This window comes from Loigolactobacillus zhaoyuanensis (assembly GCF_003946385.1).
GTDB lineage: Bacteria > Bacillota > Bacilli > Lactobacillales > Lactobacillaceae > Loigolactobacillus > Loigolactobacillus zhaoyuanensis.
On sequence record NZ_RHOE01000052.1, the window covers coordinates 1 to 16624 of the forward strand.

The following is a 16624-nucleotide window of genomic DNA, read 5'->3' on the forward strand; positions in this document are numbered from 1 at the left end:
CGCGCCGGCAAACTGGCTATCAAACACCCAAAGAGCTTTTCTCTGCTGCTTCCGCCGGTTAAGTTAAATCCATAAAATATGAATATTAATGAAAATACTGATTTAATAGGATTTATCGTGTGGCTAATTTGTTCTTGCAATTTGGGGTTCAATTATTTTACGGTTTTATTAAAAAATTAACTTTGTTGTGAAAAGTTATTGATCGAAAAACTGCGTAGTGTTTTAAGTTAAGCTCAGTTTAAGTTCAACGCAATAAACTGATGCCAATCACAAGCGCGTTCATCAAGATATGACTGATCATCGAGGTTTGGATGCGGCCAGTTTTCTGATACAGGTAGCAGAAGACAAGGCCGATAGCAGTGTAAACCAATAAATGACCGTCATTGTGCGCCATGGCAAACATCACACTAGCGATTAGGGCTGCGCCAACATTACCAGTGAATGGTGCTAAGGAACCAAAAATAGTCCGCCGGAAGACAAGTTCTTCCATGATCGGTGCGGCAATGACCGTGGCAACGATATAGAAAGGATAACTTTTGATGATGGTTAAAATCGTTGCCGTATTTGCTGAATTAGGAACTGAGCGGAAAATAAGTAGGTCGATGAAGTTAGCTATCATTTGTGCAACTAAAGCGGCGATCATGCCCAGCAAGCCCCAAAATAAAACTTGGCGACCTTTAGTCAGCTTTCTTTCTATTGCTGGTTGCTCATTTGTTCGTAAGTAAAAGTAGGCAAGTAAAATAGCGCCAATGATGTAATCGAGTGTTTGTACCAAGTAAATATGACTACCTAGGTGGAAGAACAAATTTACCATTACCGGTAGTAGATAAACGATTAAGTAAGTCACTAGCGTAGCGACGACATTTTTTTTAAGCGACATGACGAGCTCCTTTATAAAAAATAGTCATAGATCGACTTTGTTACTAGGGTAGCGTTTTTCAGCACAAAAGAAAAGTCTGATGTATTTTTTGTGCTTAAAACTTGCATTCCTTAATGAACATGGTATTATGAATATTGTGATTAGCACTTAGATGTTAAGAGTGCTAAAAATTGATTAATGCAAAAACGGAGGGATTACACGTGTTAAAACCATTAGGCGATCGTGTCATTGTAGTAGTTGCAGACGAAGAAGAAAAAACTATTGGCGGCATCGTATTAGCATCTAATGCTAAAGAAAAACCAACCACTGGTAAAGTGGTTGCCGCTGGTCCTGGTGTTGCTAATCATCATGGCGATGTTCAACCATTGACTGTTAAGGTTGATGACACTGTTATGTTCGACAAGTACGCTGGCACTAACGTTAGCTATGACGGCAGTGACTATCTTGTTTTACATGAAAAAGATCTCATTGCTATCGTTGACTAATCCAATATTTAACTAGATTGGCGTAAACGTGTCCAGAAAGGCAGCTTTTGGCGCATAGTTATGCTTGGCCAGGTCCACTTATTGTCAAGTTAGGCTAGTGCATAAAAGCTGGGCACCTTCCTGTGACACTCTCTCTAAAAAAATCAATTCATGAGGTGAAATAAATAATGGCTAAAGAATTAAAATTCTCTGAAGATGCTCGTTCCGCTATGCTTCGCGGTGTAGATAAGTTAGCTGATACTGTAAAAACAACGCTCGGACCTAAAGGCCGTAATGTTGTTTTGGAAAAATCATACGGTTCACCTACAATCACTAACGATGGTGTCACAATTGCTAAAGATATCGAATTAGAAGATCATTTCGAAAATATGGGTGCTAAATTAGTTTCTGAAGTTGCTTCAAAAACTAACGATAACGCTGGTGATGGGACAACCACTGCCACTGTTTTGACCCAAGCAATTGTTCGTGAAGGTATGAAAAACGTTACCGCCGGTGCTAACCCAGTTGGCATCCGTGACGGGATCGAAAAAGCAACTAAAGCTGCAGTTGAAGAATTACACAAGATTTCCCATAAAGTTGATGGCAAAAATGATATTGCTCAAATTGCTGCCGTTTCATCTTCTAACAAAGAAGTTGGTAATTTAATTGCTGACGCGATGGAAAAAGTCGGTAACGACGGCGTTATTACGATTGAAGAATCAAAAGGGATCGATACTTCCTTAGATGTTGTTGAAGGGATGCAGTTCGATCGTGGTTACTTGTCACAATATATGGTAACTGACAACGACAAAATGGAAGCTGACCTTGACAATCCTTATATCTTAGTAACGGATAAGAAGATTTCAAATATCCAAGAAATCTTACCATTACTTCAAAAAATCGTTGAACAAGGTAAAGCACTTTTGATCATTGCTGACGATGTTGACGGTGAAGCACTACCAACGCTTGTTTTGAACAAGATTCGTGGGACATTCAATGTTGTTGCTGTTAAAGCACCTGGTTTTGGCGATCGTCGTAAAGCTCAATTAGAAGATATCGCTGCTTTAACTGGTGCTACTGTGATCACTTCTGATCTTGGTTTAGAATTGAAAGATACAGATATCGAACAATTAGGCCAAGCTGGTAAAGTTACGATCACTAAAGACAACACAACATTAGTTGAAGGTGCTGGTAACAAGGATGCCATCAGCCAACGTGTTGCTGAAATCAAGGCACAAATTGCGGATACAACTTCTGACTTTGACCGCGAAAAATTGCAAGAACGTTTAGCTAAATTAGCTGGCGGGGTTGCCGTTATCCGTGTCGGTGCTGCAACTGAAACTGAATTAAAAGAACAAAAATACCGGATCGAAGACGCTTTAAACGCAACTCGTGCTGCGGTTGAAGAAGGCTACGTTGCTGGTGGTGGTACTGCTTTAGTCAACGTTATCAAGGCAGTTGCTAAGCTTGAAGAAGAAGGCGACGCGCAGACTGGTATCAACATCGTTTTACGTGCTTTGGAAGAACCTGTACGTCAAATCGCTGAAAATGCTGGTGTTGAAGGCTCCGTTATCGTTGAACATTTGAAGTCATTAGATCCTGAAATTGGTTACAATGCAGCTAATGGCAAATGGGAAAATATGATCGAAGCTGGGATCATCGACCCAACTAAGGTTACGCGTTCTGCATTACAAAATGCAGCTTCCGTATCTTCCTTGTTGTTAACAACTGAAGCAGTTGTTGCTGACAAGCCAGAACCTCAAGGCAGCGATGCTGGTGCCGGCGCAGCTGGTGCTGGTGGCATGGCTCCTGGTATGGGCGGCATGATGTAAGCAAATGAATTAAGTAAGGGAACGCTCAATTAATTGAGCGTTCTTTTTTACATAGTTACGCGATTAAAAAAATTAAACTGATTTTTTTAACATATTTTAAATTTAGGTAGAATCATGCGTGCGAATGGCGTAGAATGACTTCTGTTGTAATTAAAAAAGAAATAAAAAGATATTTGGAGTCGTGATTGATGTGCCCGCTTGTGCGGGGCCACTTCATTCGCGAAAAGGAGCTTGTCCGGCATGCTAATTTATTAGCTTAGAACAGCATCCGTCTTGAGATTGATTGCTTTTGTGGCAACAGCTTCATTAATTACGAAAAGGAGCATTTTATCGTGCAGCACTTAAAACGTTTTTTTATTGGGAAACCACTTAAATCTTCTGATGAGGGTGGCCAACAGCTTGGTAAATTAAAGGCATTGGCGTTATTGTCATCAGATGCTTTGTCATCAGTTGCTTATGGACCAGAACAAATTATAACAGCGTTAGTCGCATTATCAGCAGCAGCAATGTGGTTTTCATTGCCGATTGCTGCCTTTGTTTTAATTTTACTGTTATCATTGATCTTGTCTTATCGGCAAATTATTCACGCTTATCCGCACGGGGGCGGCGCTTATATTGTTTCCAGCGAAAATCTAGGGATGTATCCTGGTTTAATTGCTGGGGGGTCCTTGCTGGTCGATTATATGCTGACTGTCGCCGTTTCAGTTTCATCGGGTACTGCAGCCATCACTTCGGCGATTCCAGCGTTATATGGACATCAGGTGGGCATTGCAATTTTGATTGTTGTTTTGATCACTGCGATGAACTTACGTGGGTTACGTGATTCTGCTTCTTTTTTGATGGTGCCGGTTTATCTTTTTGTAATTATGCTGACGATCATGATCATTACTGGTTTTGTGGAAATTGCAACTGGTGCACGTACGTTCCACGCAACTTCTTTAGTGGGTGCCGCAGTGCCAGGTGTGACGGTCGGTTTGATTTTACGAGCGTTTTCTTCCGGTTCCTCTTCATTGACTGGGGTTGAAGCAATTAGTAACGCCGTACCATTTTTCAAAAAACCCAAGGCGAAAAATGCTGCGGAAACACTGGCGATCGTTGGGCTACTTTTAGGTTTCTTTTTTGCTGGAATTACTTTTTTAAGCTGGTATTTCGGAGTATTACCACAGCAAAAAATAACCATTTTAGCGCAATTGAGTCAGCATATTTTTGGTAAAGGGACGGTCTACTATATACTGCAATTTTCTACGGCCTTGATTTTAGCTTTAGCTGCCAATACAGGTTTTTCCGCTTTTCCAATTCTGGCGTATAACTTAGCAAAAGATAAATTTATGCCACATATGTACATGGATCGCGGCGATCGTTTAGGCTATTCTAATGGTATCTTGACCTTAGCGTTAGGCTCGATCGTATTGATTTTTATCTTTAATGGGAGTACTGAGCGCTTGATTCCTTTATATGCGACTGGGGTGTTCGTGCCGTTTACCTTATCGCAAAGTGGAATGATCCTTAAGTGGTGGCATGAGCGTTCAAAAGGCTGGATCGGTCGCAGTATTGCCAACTTTATTGGTGCACTGATTTCATTTGCGATTTTTATCTTCTTGTTGATGTATCATTTAAACGGCGTTTGGCCATACTTTATTATTATGCCGATCATGGTTTTTGTTTTCTATAAAATTCATGATCATTATAAGAAAGTAGCGACTCAGCTGCGCTTGATCGAACAAGTTAATTTTCATGATTACGATGGCAGTACGGTTATTGTGTTAGTCAGCAATGTGACTCAAGTCACAGCAGGCGCGCTGAATTATGCTCGTTCGATCGGTGATTATGTGATTGCGATGCACGTTTCAATGGATGAAAATCCTGGTAAAGAACGAGAAACAGAATCGGAATTCAAAGCTGATTTTCCAGATATTCGATTTGTTGACGTGCACTCAGCCTACCGTTCCATCACGCGGCCAGTAATGCGTTTTGCAGATATCATTGCGAAAAATGCCAAAGGGCGTAACTACACGACTACTATTCTGGTGCCACAATTCGTACCGAAAAAGCCGTGGCAAAATATTCTGCATAACCAAACTAGTTTCCGTTTACGGGCTGCTTTAGCTACCCGGGAGAATATTATTTTGGCCACGTATAGTTATCATCTGAAGAAATAATTAAGGGGTTGGTGTGACCGTGAGTCGCAACAACCTTTTTTGGTGCCATTGCTGAAAAATGTTACAATATAAATAACTTTTTGGAAAAGAGGAGTCACATGCGGATTTTATTTGTTGGGGACGTTATGGGTTCACGTGGTCGCGAAATGATCACCACTTATCTACCACAATTGAAGGGGCGTTATCGGCCACAAGTTACCATTGTTAATGGTGAAAATGCCGCTGGTGGTCGCGGTATTACGGGTAAGATCTATAAGGAATTTTTACAAGCTGGTGCCGATGTCATTACCATGGGCAATCATGTCTGGGATAATCGTGATATTTTTGATTTCATTGATTCGGCAAAAAAATTAGTTCGTCCAGCTAATTTCCCAGTTGAGACGACACCAGGGCTTGGTTACGTTTATATTCAGGTCAACCAGTTGAAGTTAGCTGTGATCAATTTACAAGGTAACGCACTGATGACGCAATCATTAGACAATCCCTTTTATAAGGCCGATGAAATGTTGGCTGAAATCCATCAACAAACTGACTTAGTTTTTATTGATTTTCATGCAGAAACGACTGCCGAGAAGGAAGCTATCGCTTGGTACTTAGATGGTCAGGTTTCGGCCGTTGTTGGGACACACACTCATGTACAAACTAATGATGCACGGATCCTGCCGCAAGGAACCGCATACCTAACTGATGCAGGGATGACCGGCGCTTATGACGCAATTTTAGGGGTCAAGCCAGAGAAAAGTATTGAGCGTTTCTTAACGCAATTACCGACGCGTTATGAGGTTAAAGAGGACGGTCGTGGTGTTCTAGGTGGCTGCGTCATCGATGTAGATGAAGTCACAGGACACGCTAAGAAAATCGAACCGATCATGATCAATGCAGATAATCCATTTGATTTTAATGCTTAAGCTATTTGTGAAGTAGAGGTGAATAAGCGGCAATGGAATCTAAACTCGATAAACGTAGTCAAGCGGCTTTAGCACAATTAAGCACATTATTGAAAAATGATGAAACGGTGCAACACTATCAAGCGATTGAACAGCAGATTAAGCGTAGCTCGGTGCTTAAACAATTGCAGCAGGAGTTAGAACAAGCGCAAAAATCAATCGTTAATGATGAACATTATCATAAGCCTAAGGCAGCCGCGCACGCTAAACAGCAGGCGGATCAATTGAAGGCAACGTTAGACGCACATCCCTTGACCATTGCGTATCGGGATGCTTTGTTCGATGCGAATGCAACGCTAGAAATGGTCACTGGCGAACTACAGCACCAGGTGGATCAATTAATTGAAAAGTAGCGGCAGGTTGCTTGTGACTGGTTTTCAGTGCAGTTGAATGATCATTGTTGCCAACACAACTAGCAAGCAGCACTAGCGATGGAGTAGAAAGGAAGAAGTTGAACGTGCCACAACAAACTAAAGAAACACCGATGATGGCTCAATATAACGCAATCAAGAAAGATTATCCTGATGCGTTTTTATTTTACCGGATCGGCGATTTTTATGAGTTATTTTATGACGATGCAATTAAGGGCGCCCAGTTACTAGAACTGACGCTAACTGCACGCAATAAAAGTGCCACGGATCCCATTCCAATGTGTGGCGTTCCGCACCATGCGGCACAAAATTATATCGATATTTTAGTGGATAAAGGCTATAAAGTGGCGATCTGTGAACAAGTTGAAGATCCGCGGACGGCTGTAGGTATGGTCAAGCGGGAAGTGATCCAATTAGTCACACCAGGGACGATCATGGAACAAAAGGCAGCCACTGCCAAAAGTAATAATTATCTGACGGCTTTAGTTGAAGTTAAAGCTGATCAGTATGGTTTTGCGTACACTGATTTATCGACTGGTGAATTAAAGGTTAGCCGGTTAGTCGGCGCTGACGCAGTGATCAACGAAGTGATGAGCTTACGCACCAAGGAATTAGTGGCTAATCATGAGGTCGGTGCGCAGATCCTCGCTGACTTGACTAAGCTGGGCGTTTTAATTTCGTATCAAGATGCCGTTGATCCGCGAGCGGAGCTATCATTTGTGACGCAAGGATTAGCTGATTCCGCTGAGATTAAGGTCGTTGAGCAGTTACTAATGTACTTGACTGTAACCCAAAAGCGTAGTCTGGCGCATTTACAAGTTGCGGAAGAATATGAGCCATCCGAGTTTTTGAAAATGGATCATTACGCAAAAAATAACTTGGAATTAACCACATCGATCCGAACCGGCCAGCGTAGTGGAACGTTGTTATGGCTGTTAGATGCAACTAAAACAGCCATGGGTGGACGCCTATTAAAACAGTGGCTTGACCGTCCTTTGATCAATGGTGCGCAAATTAAACAACGGCAAGATAAGGTCGCTAGTTTAATGGATCACTTTTTCGAGCGTTCTAGCTTGCAAGATGAGCTAACTAAAGTGTATGATTTGGAACGCTTAGCTGGGCGAGTGGCTTTTGGTAACGTTAATGGTCGTGATTTGATCCAGTTAAAAACATCGTTATTACAGATTCCCAAGTTGAAGGCAATTTTGACGGACATTAATGATGGTACTTTTGATGATGTGATCGATCATTTAGATCCGGTTGACGATGTCGCTGACTTGATTGATCGTGCAATCAACGATGAACCACCGTTATCGATCAAAGATGGTAATGTGATCAAGTCACACTATAATCAACAATTAGACGACTATCGTGATGCTATGAAAAATGGTAAGCAGTGGATCGCTGAATTACAAGCCAAGGAACGAACAGCTACAGGTATTCATACCTTGAAAATCGGCTTCAATCGGGTATTTGGTTACTATATTGAAGTGACTAAGGCTAACTTAGCTGCGTTGCCAGAGGATCGTTATGAGCGTAAGCAGACGCTAACTAACGCTGAACGGTTTAGCACACCTGAATTGAAAGAAAAAGAGACGCTCATTTTAGAGGCACAGGAAAAATCGACGGCGTTGGAGTATGATCTGTTCACTACTGTCCGTGAGCAAGTAAAGCAACAAATCCACCGCTTGCAACGTTTAGCTAAAGGTGTAGCGAGCTTAGACGTCTTGCAAAGCTTTGCGGTGGTCAGTGAAACTTATCATTATGTACGACCAACGCTGACTAAAGCTCATGATCTAAACATTGTCGCTGGCCGCCACCCGGTGGTTGAAAAAGTCCTTGGTGAGCAAAAATATATCCCTAACGATGTGACCATGAATGCGGATAACACAATTTTATTGATCACTGGACCAAATATGTCAGGGAAAAGTACCTATATGCGCCAGTTAGCCTTAACCGTGATCATGGCACAAATTGGTTGTTTTATTCCGGCGACTAAAGCAACGTTACCAATTTTTGACCAAATTTTTACTCGGATCGGCGCCGCTGATGATTTAATTTCTGGTCAAAGTACTTTTATGGTAGAAATGATGGAGTCTAACACTGCATTGGCCCATGCAACCGAGAATAGTCTGATTTTATTTGATGAAATTGGTCGTGGCACGGCCACCTATGATGGCATGGCGTTAGCTCAAGCTATTATTGAATACTTGCACGACCACGTTCACGCTAAGACCTTGTTTTCAACCCATTATCATGAGCTCACCGCATTGGATACCGATTTACCGGACTTACGGAATGTCCATGTTGGCGCGGTGGAAGAAAATGGTACGCTGGTCTTTTTGCATAAAATGCTGGCCGGTGCGGCAGATAAATCTTACGGTATCCACGTGGCTAAATTAGCCGGCTTGCCCGATAGTTTGTTAACACGAGCAACGACAATTCTAGCCGGTTTAGAAACCCAGAGTCAGGCGGCAACTATCGCGCCAGCTGAGGTTACTGTTACCCCTAAAAGCACAAAACCGGTTGAACAAGTGGCAGAGACCGCAACGCCGGAAGTGACAGCAACAGAAACAGATGAACAGCTGGCATTGTTTGATTATCAAGAAAGTAATGCTTCTAAGACCGAGCTTAAGGTCTTAGATGAGCTTAAAGAATTAAATTTGATGAGTATGACGCCGATGGACGTGATGAATACTTTATATAAATGGCAGAAACGGTTATAATCTGATAACAGGATTTTTGGATTATTAATAAACTTTAATGACGAAGGAGGAGGCAGAGCATGGCAAAAATTCATGAGTTATCTGAGGTGCTAGCCAATCAGATCGCCGCTGGTGAAGTCATTGAACGACCTGCCTCGGTGGTTAAGGAATTAGTCGAAAATGCACTTGATGCGCATAGCACACAGATCGACATTATCGTTGCCGAAGCCGGCTTGAAACAAATTCAAGTGACGGATAATGGTGCGGGGATCGCTGCTGAAGATGTGCTGAATGCTTTTAAACGTCATGCCACAAGTAAAATTCATGACCGCGCTGATTTATTTAAAGTTCGCTCGCTTGGTTTTCGTGGTGAAGCTTTGCCCAGTATTGCTTCGGTTGCGGATATGGTGTTAGCGACTTCAACGGGAAATGAAGTTGGTCGGCGGGTACATTTTCGTGGTGGTAAATTAATCGAAGAGCAGGCCAGTGCGGTGCGGCAGGGGACAACAGTCACCGTCAGTGAGCTCTTTTTCAACACACCCGCTCGTTTGAAGTACATTAAGTCACCGAATACTGAACTAGCGAATATTGGTGATATTGTTAATCGGTTGGCGCTTAGCCATCCCGAAGTAGCGTTTTCTTTGAGTCATGAAGGCAATGTGTTAGTTAGAACCGCAGGCAATGGTCAATTGCAGCAGACGATTGCTGGAATCTATGGGGTCAACAATGCTAAAAAAATGCTCGCAATTACCGCTGAAGATTTGGATTATCGGCTGCAAGGCTTTATCTCGTTACCTGAGTTGACCCGTTCATCGCGCCGATACATCACGGTTATGATCAATGGACGCTATATCAAAAACTTTCAGTTAAATAAATCGATCATTGCTGGCTATGGCTCTAAACTAATGGTCGGTCGTCTTCCAGTAATCGTGTTGGCGATTGAAATGGATCCACTATTGGTTGATGTCAATGTGCATCCTGCCAAACAGGAAGTCCGCTTAGGTAAGGAAGATGAGTTGGCTGAATTGATCCGTAAAACCATCTATGCACGGATCGCTGGCGAAAATTTAATTCCAGACGCTAATGAAAATTTGCATTCGCGTAAACAGGCCCAAAGTGATCAATTACAGATGGCCTTAAATGCAGCAAGCACAAAATGGCCACAATCATACACAGCAGTTTCAGAAGCAAGTGCCGTGGCCAGTACAGAATCGACGGCGCAAATTGCCGAACAGCTTGCGAGTGAGCCAGCAATTGCGACGACTGAATCAGTGACGGATTTTGCTGATCGATCTGAATTGGCAACTTGGGATGCGAAGTATCAAAACGAACAGGTGGGGACACCATTTGGTACGCCGGCAACAGTGACCCCAATGGAACAGCAAAAAAAACCGACCGAACGTTTCCCACATTTAGATTATATTGGTCAGATGCATGGTACCTATCTACTGGCACAGGGCGTTGATGGTTTTTATATTGTTGATCAGCACGCTGCCCAGGAACGGGTCAACTATGAATATTACCGTAAAGAAATCGGCCAGGTTAGTACGGACCAGCAAAACCTATTAGTCCCGCTAGTGCTAGATTATCCGGCCAGTGATGCGTTGCGTTTGCGCGACCAAGCTGATTTGCTGCAACAATTAGGTTTAAACTTAGAACCTTTTGGGCAAAATAGTTTTGTGGTGCGCAGTCATCCGACTTGGTTTAAGGCGGGACAGGAGGAAGATACGGTTCGGGAAATGGTCGATTATATTCTGAATGATCAAAAAATCAGCATTGCTAAATTTCGTGAACAAACGGCTATTATGATGAGTTGTAAACGAGCGATCAAGGCAAATCATCATTTAGATCAGCAGCAAGCTAAAGCTTTGTTGGAACGATTGCCTGAATGTGAAAATCCATTCAATTGTCCTCACGGCCGGCCAGTATTAGTGCATTTTAGCGGTAAAGATTTAGAAAAAATGTTTCGGCGAATTCAGGAAAGCCATACTAGTTTACGGGGCGAAATGGCGTAGATTTAATAATACCTGAGAATTGATAAGTTTGTGCTGTGAGTAAGACGGCACAAGCTTATTTTTTATTCTAGCTTGAACTTTGAAGTGGTATAATTAATTTTCGTTGGGATCATTCGGTGGCTAAATAATTTACTACGCTTGGCTAGCGACAAATATGGTACAATACGAACAGATGTACTCATTCGAAATGATTTGGAGTCGTGAAATAGATGTATGAATATTTAGTCGGATATGTAACGTATGTCAGTCCGTTTTATATTGTGCTGGAAGTTGCCGGTGTTGGTTACAAATTACAGTTAGCTAACCCGTTCCGCTTGCAAGTGTCAGAGACTGAATTGCAACGAGTATACGTTTTTCAAGCGATCCGTGAAAATGATATGACCTTGTTTGGTTTCACTAGCTTGGCCGAAAAGCAATTATTTGAAAAGTTGCTTAAAGTCTCGGGGATCGGCCCTAAATCTGCGTTAGCTATTTTGGCTAGCAACGACCACGTCGGTTTGATCAATGCGATCCAAGATGATGATATTGGCTATTTAACTAAGTTTCCTGGTGTCGGTAAAAAAACAGCCCAGCAAATTGCGTTGGATTTAAAGGGTAAGCTAGGTGATCTTGCAACCCCAGATACATTGGCAGGGCAGCAACAAATTGATTTAACGAATGACGACGCAAATGATTACTTAAATGAAAGCATGGCGGCGCTACAAGCACTGGGCTATAAAGAAACGGAAATCAAGCGAATCAGACCAGCCTTGAAAGAATTTAATGCCGCTAGTACTGACGCTTATCTGAGTGAAGCGTTACGTTTGTTGATGAAGCGTTAGACCTTGAATTAAGTTTATTTTAGAAAGCAGGTGTGGGCAATGACGGATGATCGTGTGATTTCACCAGAAACGACTGACGCAGGTGAGGCAGGTATCGAGAAATCACTGCGTCCTCAGCGTTTACGCCAATATATTGGTCAAGATAAAGTTAAAAGTGAACTACAAGTTTATATTACGGCTGCACAAAAGCGAGAAGAATCGCTGGATCATGTTCTGCTTTACGGACCACCTGGTCTAGGTAAAACCACGTTAGCAATGGTCATTGCCAATGAATTACAAGTCAATATTCGGACTACCAGTGGTCCAGCAATTGAACGCCCCGGTGACTTGGTGGCTATTTTAAATGAATTACAGCCTGGCGATGTTTTATTTATTGATGAGATTCATCGCTTGCCGAAAATTGTTGAGGAAATGCTCTATTCAGCAATGGAGGACTTTTTTATCGACATTGTTATTGGGCAAGGACCGACAGCGCATCCGGTACATTTCCCGCTGCCACCATTTACCTTGATCGGTGCGACCACTCGCGCTGGCCTATTATCAGCTCCATTACGGGATCGTTTTGGAATTGTCGCACACATGGCCTATTATAATGAACAAGATTTGACTGATATCGTTGAACGTTCGGCGGCAATTTTTGACACAACGATTGTCACTGAGGGCGCGCATGAAATTGCGCGGCGTTCGCGGGGGACGCCGCGGGTAGCCAATCGTTTGTTAAAACGAATTCGTGATTTTGCCCAAGTTGCTGAACAGTCAGCAATCGATCTGCCAATTGTCGAAAAAGCGCTGCACCTACTGCAAGTTGATGCGCGAGGCTTAGATTATGTCGATCAAAAATTATTGCGGGCGATGATCGAATTTTACGATGGTGGTCCAGTTGGATTAAGCACAATTGCGGCCAACGTAGGTGAAGAAACGGATACGATTGAAGAAATGTATGAGCCTTACTTATTACAAATCGGTTTTCTCAAGCGAACGCCACGTGGCCGCGTAGTGACGCCACAAGCCTATGCCCACTTGGGGATACCATTTAATAAAAAATAACTTAAGTTGTTGTGAAAGGAACCTGAAAAACGATGGGACTATCTCTATCTGATTTTGATTATGATCTACCACATGAATTAATTGCACAAACGCCGCTAAAAGAACGCGATGCTTCGCGCTTATTGGTGTTAGACCACGAAACAGGCGCATTAGAAGATAAGCATTTTTACGATATTTTAGATGAATTACATGCTGGCGATGCAGTGGTCATGAATAATACGCGTGTCCTACCAGCACGTTTATACGGGGTTAAGCCGGATACTGGCGGTCACGAAGAAGTCTTGTTGTTGAACAATACTGAAGGCGACAAGTGGGAAACCTTGATGAAGCCAGCTAAACGCGCTAAAGTCGGTACTGAGGTCGTTTTCGGCGATGGTCAATTGAAAGCTACCGTAACTGAAGAGCTAGAACATGGTGGCCGGATGATCGAATTCCATTATGATGGTATTTTTATGGAAATTCTTGAAAAATTAGGTGAAACACCATTACCACCTTACATTAAAGAAAAGCTTGATGATCCAGAAATGTACCAAACGGTTTACGCCAAGGAAAATGGTTCCGCAGCAGCGCCAACAGCTGGTTTACACTGGACCAAGGAATTGCTGGCCAAAGCAGAAGCTAAAGGGGTTAAATTAATTTATTTAACTTTACATGTTGGCTTAGGAACTTTTCGCCCAGTTGACGAAGATGATATCGATGATCATAAAATGCACAGCGAATTTTATCGTTTGACACCAGAAGCAGCGGCACAATTAAATGAAGTTCGTCAAAATGGTGGGCGGATCGTTGCGACCGGCACAACTTCAATTCGGACCTTGGAAACAATTGGGACTAAGTTTAATGGTGAAATCAAATCGGATAGTGGTTGGACGGACATTTTCATTAAACCAGGTTATCAGTGGCAGGTCGTTGACGCTTTCATTACCAATTTCCATCTACCTAAATCAACCTTGGTCATGTTAGTGGCTGCGTTTACTGGTCGGGATAATATTTTAAATGCTTATCAGCATGCTATTGATGAACGATATCGTTTCTTCAGTTTCGGTGATGCAATGTTTATTAAGTAATCAAAAAAGCGACCAGCATTAAGCTGGTCGCTTTTTTCGTGGTGTGAATCGGTATAAGATTTTTGTTAAACGTAAACTTAATTACGTGGGGTGTCACAAAAATATCGTTACGCAACTAAATAGTGAAATCTATCGAACATCAAACACGCGAAACATCACAAGCTAATGGAGAAACACTAAAACAATCATTTATTCGAAAGTAGGAAATAGATCCTATAAGCGATAACGTTGAAACTTACACCGACTAGCACGCCACAATTGCATTTTACCACACATTACAAGCGCTTACAAAAAATAGTTCTATTTATATATTGACAGTTGACTTGCGCTTTTAGCCGAGCGTGTTAAAATATGACAGTTATCTTCCCATGCTGTGAACAGGTGAAAAAAGTTGCTGTTCGCACTAAATTTGTTACAAAATATCATAAAATGGGTCGTTTTGAATTCTAATTTATTTAATCTAAATCAATAATAAGGAGCATTTCATGGAACCAGCAATTAAATATCATTTGATCAAGAAAGAAAAACATACAGGCGCGCGTTTAGGCGAGATCATTACGCCACACGGGACATTTCCTACGCCAATGTTCATGCCAGTTGGGACCAATGCCTCAGTAAAAACAATGGCACCAGAAGAATTAGACAAAATGGGTGCCAACATTATTTTAGCCAACACTTACCACATGTGGCTGCGTCCTGGTGAAGAAATCGTTAAAGAAGCGGGCGGGCTGCATAAATTCATGAACTGGGATAAGGGTATTTTAACCGATTCTGGCGGCTTCCAAGTTTTCTCATTAGCTAAAATGCGTGATATTACTGAAGAAGGGGTCCATTTTAAAAACCATTTAAATGGCGCTAAAATGTTTTTATCACCAGAAAAGGCCATGCAGATCGAAAATGATCTTGGACCCGATATTATGATGAGTCTAGACGAATGCCCGCCATTTTTTGAAAGCTATGATTACGTTAAAAATTCTGTTGCACGGACAAGTCGTTGGGCTGAACGTGGCTTGAAAGCTCATCGTAATCCTGCAACCCAGGGTTTATTCGGTATTGTACAAGGTGCTGGCTTTAAAGATTTACGTGAACAAAGTGCTCGTGACCTTGTTAGTATGGATTTTCCAGGTTATTCGATCGGTGGGTTATCCGTTGGTGAATCTAAAATTGAGATGAATCACGTACTCGATTTCACCACGCCGTTATTACCGGAGAACAAGCCGCGTTATTTAATGGGGGTTGGTTCAGCTGATGCCCTGATCGATGGCGTCATTCGCGGTATTGATATGTTTGATTGTGTTTTACCCACACGGATCGCGCGCAATGGGACAGTAATGACCAGTCATGGTCGATTAGTGGTTAAAAACGCACAGTACGCGCATGATTTTGGCCCATTAGACGATAATTGTGACTGTTACGCTTGCCGTAATTATAGTCGTGCTTATATTCGCCATTTGATCAAAGCTGATGAAGTTTTCGGTATTCATCTGACCAGTTATCATAATTTGTACTTCTTGTTACACCTGATGCAACAAGTTCGTCAAGCAATCATGGATGATAACCTATTAGAGTTCCGTGAAGCATTTTTTGAAAGTTACGGTTTTAATCAAAAAAATGCCCGTAATTTCTAGTTTTTGCTGGAAGTCTATAGATAAGTCTGTTACGCTTGTAGGGTAGTTTATATTAATGATTGAGGTGTCTATTTAATGAATAATTTAGTACTTGCTGCGGGAAGCGGTAGCGGTTTAACTTCGATTTTAATGATTGTGGTTTTATTTGGTTTAATGTATTTCATGATGATCCGGCCACAACGTAAAGCACAAGAAAAGAAAAAAGAAATGATGGGCGGCATGCAAAAAGGCGATACGATCGTGACAATCGGCGGCTTGCATGGTGTGATCAATCAAATTGATCAACAAGCACAGACAGTTGAATTGGACATTGAAGGTGTCTATTTAACGTTTGATCTGCGTGCAATTGGTCGAGTAGCAGAAAAAGGTAATGCTGCACCAGCAGCACCAACTAGTGATGCTACTGAAGATACTGGTGTTGCGTCTGCTTCTGAAGTTAATCATATCGATGATAGCGCCGAAGCAGTTAAGCCAGATGAAAGTACTGACGATAAAACTGAAAAATAAGTAATTGCTCCAAAAGCACTGACAATTTTAATCAATGTCATTAAGTTAAGCTATTGACAAAAAAGAATAGGGCTTCAGCTACATCATTTATGTAGCTGAAGCCTTATTTTTTACTTTAAACTTGGTAAACTAAAAGGGGAAGGCACTAAACCTTCTCCTCCACAGGCCTAATTGTAACAAT

At 42.0% G+C, this 16624-nt stretch carries 13 protein-coding genes; 12 read left to right on the forward strand and 1 reads right to left on the reverse strand.

The window, feature by feature from the left end; all coding sequences use genetic code 11:
- Positions 1–244: 244 nt before the first annotated feature.
- Complete coding sequence (locus tag EKM76_RS09825; RefSeq protein ID WP_125550498.1) at positions 245–880, reverse strand: type II CAAX endopeptidase family protein; 636 nt, start codon at positions 878–880, stop codon at positions 245–247.
- 200 nt (positions 881–1080) lie between these two features.
- On the opposite strand from EKM76_RS09825, the gene groES reads away from it, so the two are divergent.
- From groES to yajC, 12 genes are all read left to right on the forward strand, one after another.
- Entirely contained in the window at positions 1081–1365 is a 285-nt protein-coding gene (gene groES / locus EKM76_RS09830; protein ID WP_125550499.1) for a co-chaperone GroES, read from the forward strand.
- A gap of 167 nt (positions 1366–1532) precedes the next feature.
- On the forward strand, positions 1533–3176 hold the full coding sequence (gene groL, locus EKM76_RS09835; protein ID WP_125550500.1) for a chaperonin GroEL: 1644 nt from the start codon (positions 1533–1535) through the stop codon (positions 3174–3176).
- A gap of 332 nt (positions 3177–3508) precedes the next feature.
- Positions 3509–5335 (forward strand): APC family permease, encoded by a 1827-nt coding sequence (locus tag EKM76_RS09840; protein ID WP_125550501.1) that lies wholly within the window; start codon positions 3509–3511, stop codon positions 5333–5335.
- Positions 5336–5433: 98 nt separating this feature from the next.
- Positions 5434–6243 (forward strand): TIGR00282 family metallophosphoesterase, encoded by an 810-nt coding sequence (locus tag EKM76_RS09845; RefSeq protein WP_125550502.1) that lies wholly within the window; start codon positions 5434–5436, stop codon positions 6241–6243.
- Between the two features lie 32 nt (positions 6244–6275).
- Positions 6276–6635, forward strand: coding sequence for a YlbF family regulator (locus EKM76_RS09850; RefSeq protein ID WP_125550503.1), 360 nt, complete (start codon positions 6276–6278; stop codon positions 6633–6635).
- 104 nt (positions 6636–6739) lie between these two features.
- The gene (gene mutS / locus EKM76_RS09855) at positions 6740–9379 is read left to right on the forward strand and encodes a DNA mismatch repair protein MutS (protein WP_125550504.1); all 2640 of its coding nucleotides are present in this window, start codon (positions 6740–6742) and stop codon (positions 9377–9379) included.
- Between the two features lie 59 nt (positions 9380–9438).
- Entirely contained in the window at positions 9439–11373 is a 1935-nt protein-coding gene (mutL, locus tag EKM76_RS09860; RefSeq protein ID WP_125550505.1) for a DNA mismatch repair endonuclease MutL, read from the forward strand.
- A 209-nt stretch (positions 11374–11582) separates the two neighbouring features.
- A complete protein-coding gene (ruvA, locus tag EKM76_RS09865; RefSeq protein WP_125550506.1) occupies positions 11583–12194 on the forward strand; it encodes a Holliday junction branch migration protein RuvA in 612 nt (203 codons plus the stop codon).
- A gap of 39 nt (positions 12195–12233) precedes the next feature.
- Positions 12234–13241 carry a Holliday junction branch migration DNA helicase RuvB gene (gene ruvB, locus EKM76_RS09870; protein ID WP_125550507.1) on the forward strand — a complete coding sequence of 336 codons (1008 nt, stop codon included), beginning with the start codon at positions 12234–12236 and terminating at the stop codon, positions 13239–13241.
- A 32-nt stretch (positions 13242–13273) separates the two neighbouring features.
- The gene (queA, locus tag EKM76_RS09875) at positions 13274–14308 is read left to right on the forward strand and encodes a tRNA preQ1(34) S-adenosylmethionine ribosyltransferase-isomerase QueA (protein WP_125550508.1); all 1035 of its coding nucleotides are present in this window, start codon (positions 13274–13276) and stop codon (positions 14306–14308) included.
- Positions 14309–14793: 485 nt separating this feature from the next.
- Entirely contained in the window at positions 14794–15936 is a 1143-nt protein-coding gene (gene tgt, locus EKM76_RS09880) for a tRNA guanosine(34) transglycosylase Tgt (RefSeq protein ID WP_125550509.1), read from the forward strand.
- 75 nt (positions 15937–16011) lie between these two features.
- On the forward strand, positions 16012–16443 hold the full coding sequence (gene yajC / locus EKM76_RS09885) for a preprotein translocase subunit YajC (protein WP_125550510.1): 432 nt from the start codon (positions 16012–16014) through the stop codon (positions 16441–16443).
- Positions 16444–16624: the final 181 nt, after the last annotated feature.

What these genes read in the sequence shown, in the direction of transcription:
- queA (WP_125550508.1), top strand. Translation starts at nt 13,274, where the DNA reads ATGGGACTATCTCTATCTGATTTTGATTATGATCTACCACATGAATTA.
- yajC (WP_125550510.1), top strand. Translation starts at nt 16,012, where the DNA reads ATGAATAATTTAGTACTTGCTGCGGGAAGCGGTAGCGGTTTAACTTCG.
- EKM76_RS09850 (WP_125550503.1), top strand. Translation starts at nt 6,276, where the DNA reads ATGGAATCTAAACTCGATAAACGTAGTCAAGCGGCTTTAGCACAATTA.
- EKM76_RS09825 (WP_125550498.1), bottom strand. Translation starts at nt 880, where the DNA reads ATGTCGCTTAAAAAAAATGTCGTCGCTACGCTAGTGACTTACTTAATC.
- ruvB (WP_125550507.1), top strand. Translation starts at nt 12,234, where the DNA reads ATGACGGATGATCGTGTGATTTCACCAGAAACGACTGACGCAGGTGAG.
- ruvA (WP_125550506.1), top strand. Translation starts at nt 11,583, where the DNA reads ATGTATGAATATTTAGTCGGATATGTAACGTATGTCAGTCCGTTTTAT.
- tgt (WP_125550509.1), top strand. Translation starts at nt 14,794, where the DNA reads ATGGAACCAGCAATTAAATATCATTTGATCAAGAAAGAAAAACATACA.
- groL (WP_125550500.1), top strand. Translation starts at nt 1,533, where the DNA reads ATGGCTAAAGAATTAAAATTCTCTGAAGATGCTCGTTCCGCTATGCTT.
- EKM76_RS09845 (WP_125550502.1), top strand. Translation starts at nt 5,434, where the DNA reads ATGCGGATTTTATTTGTTGGGGACGTTATGGGTTCACGTGGTCGCGAA.
- mutL (WP_125550505.1), top strand. Translation starts at nt 9,439, where the DNA reads ATGGCAAAAATTCATGAGTTATCTGAGGTGCTAGCCAATCAGATCGCC.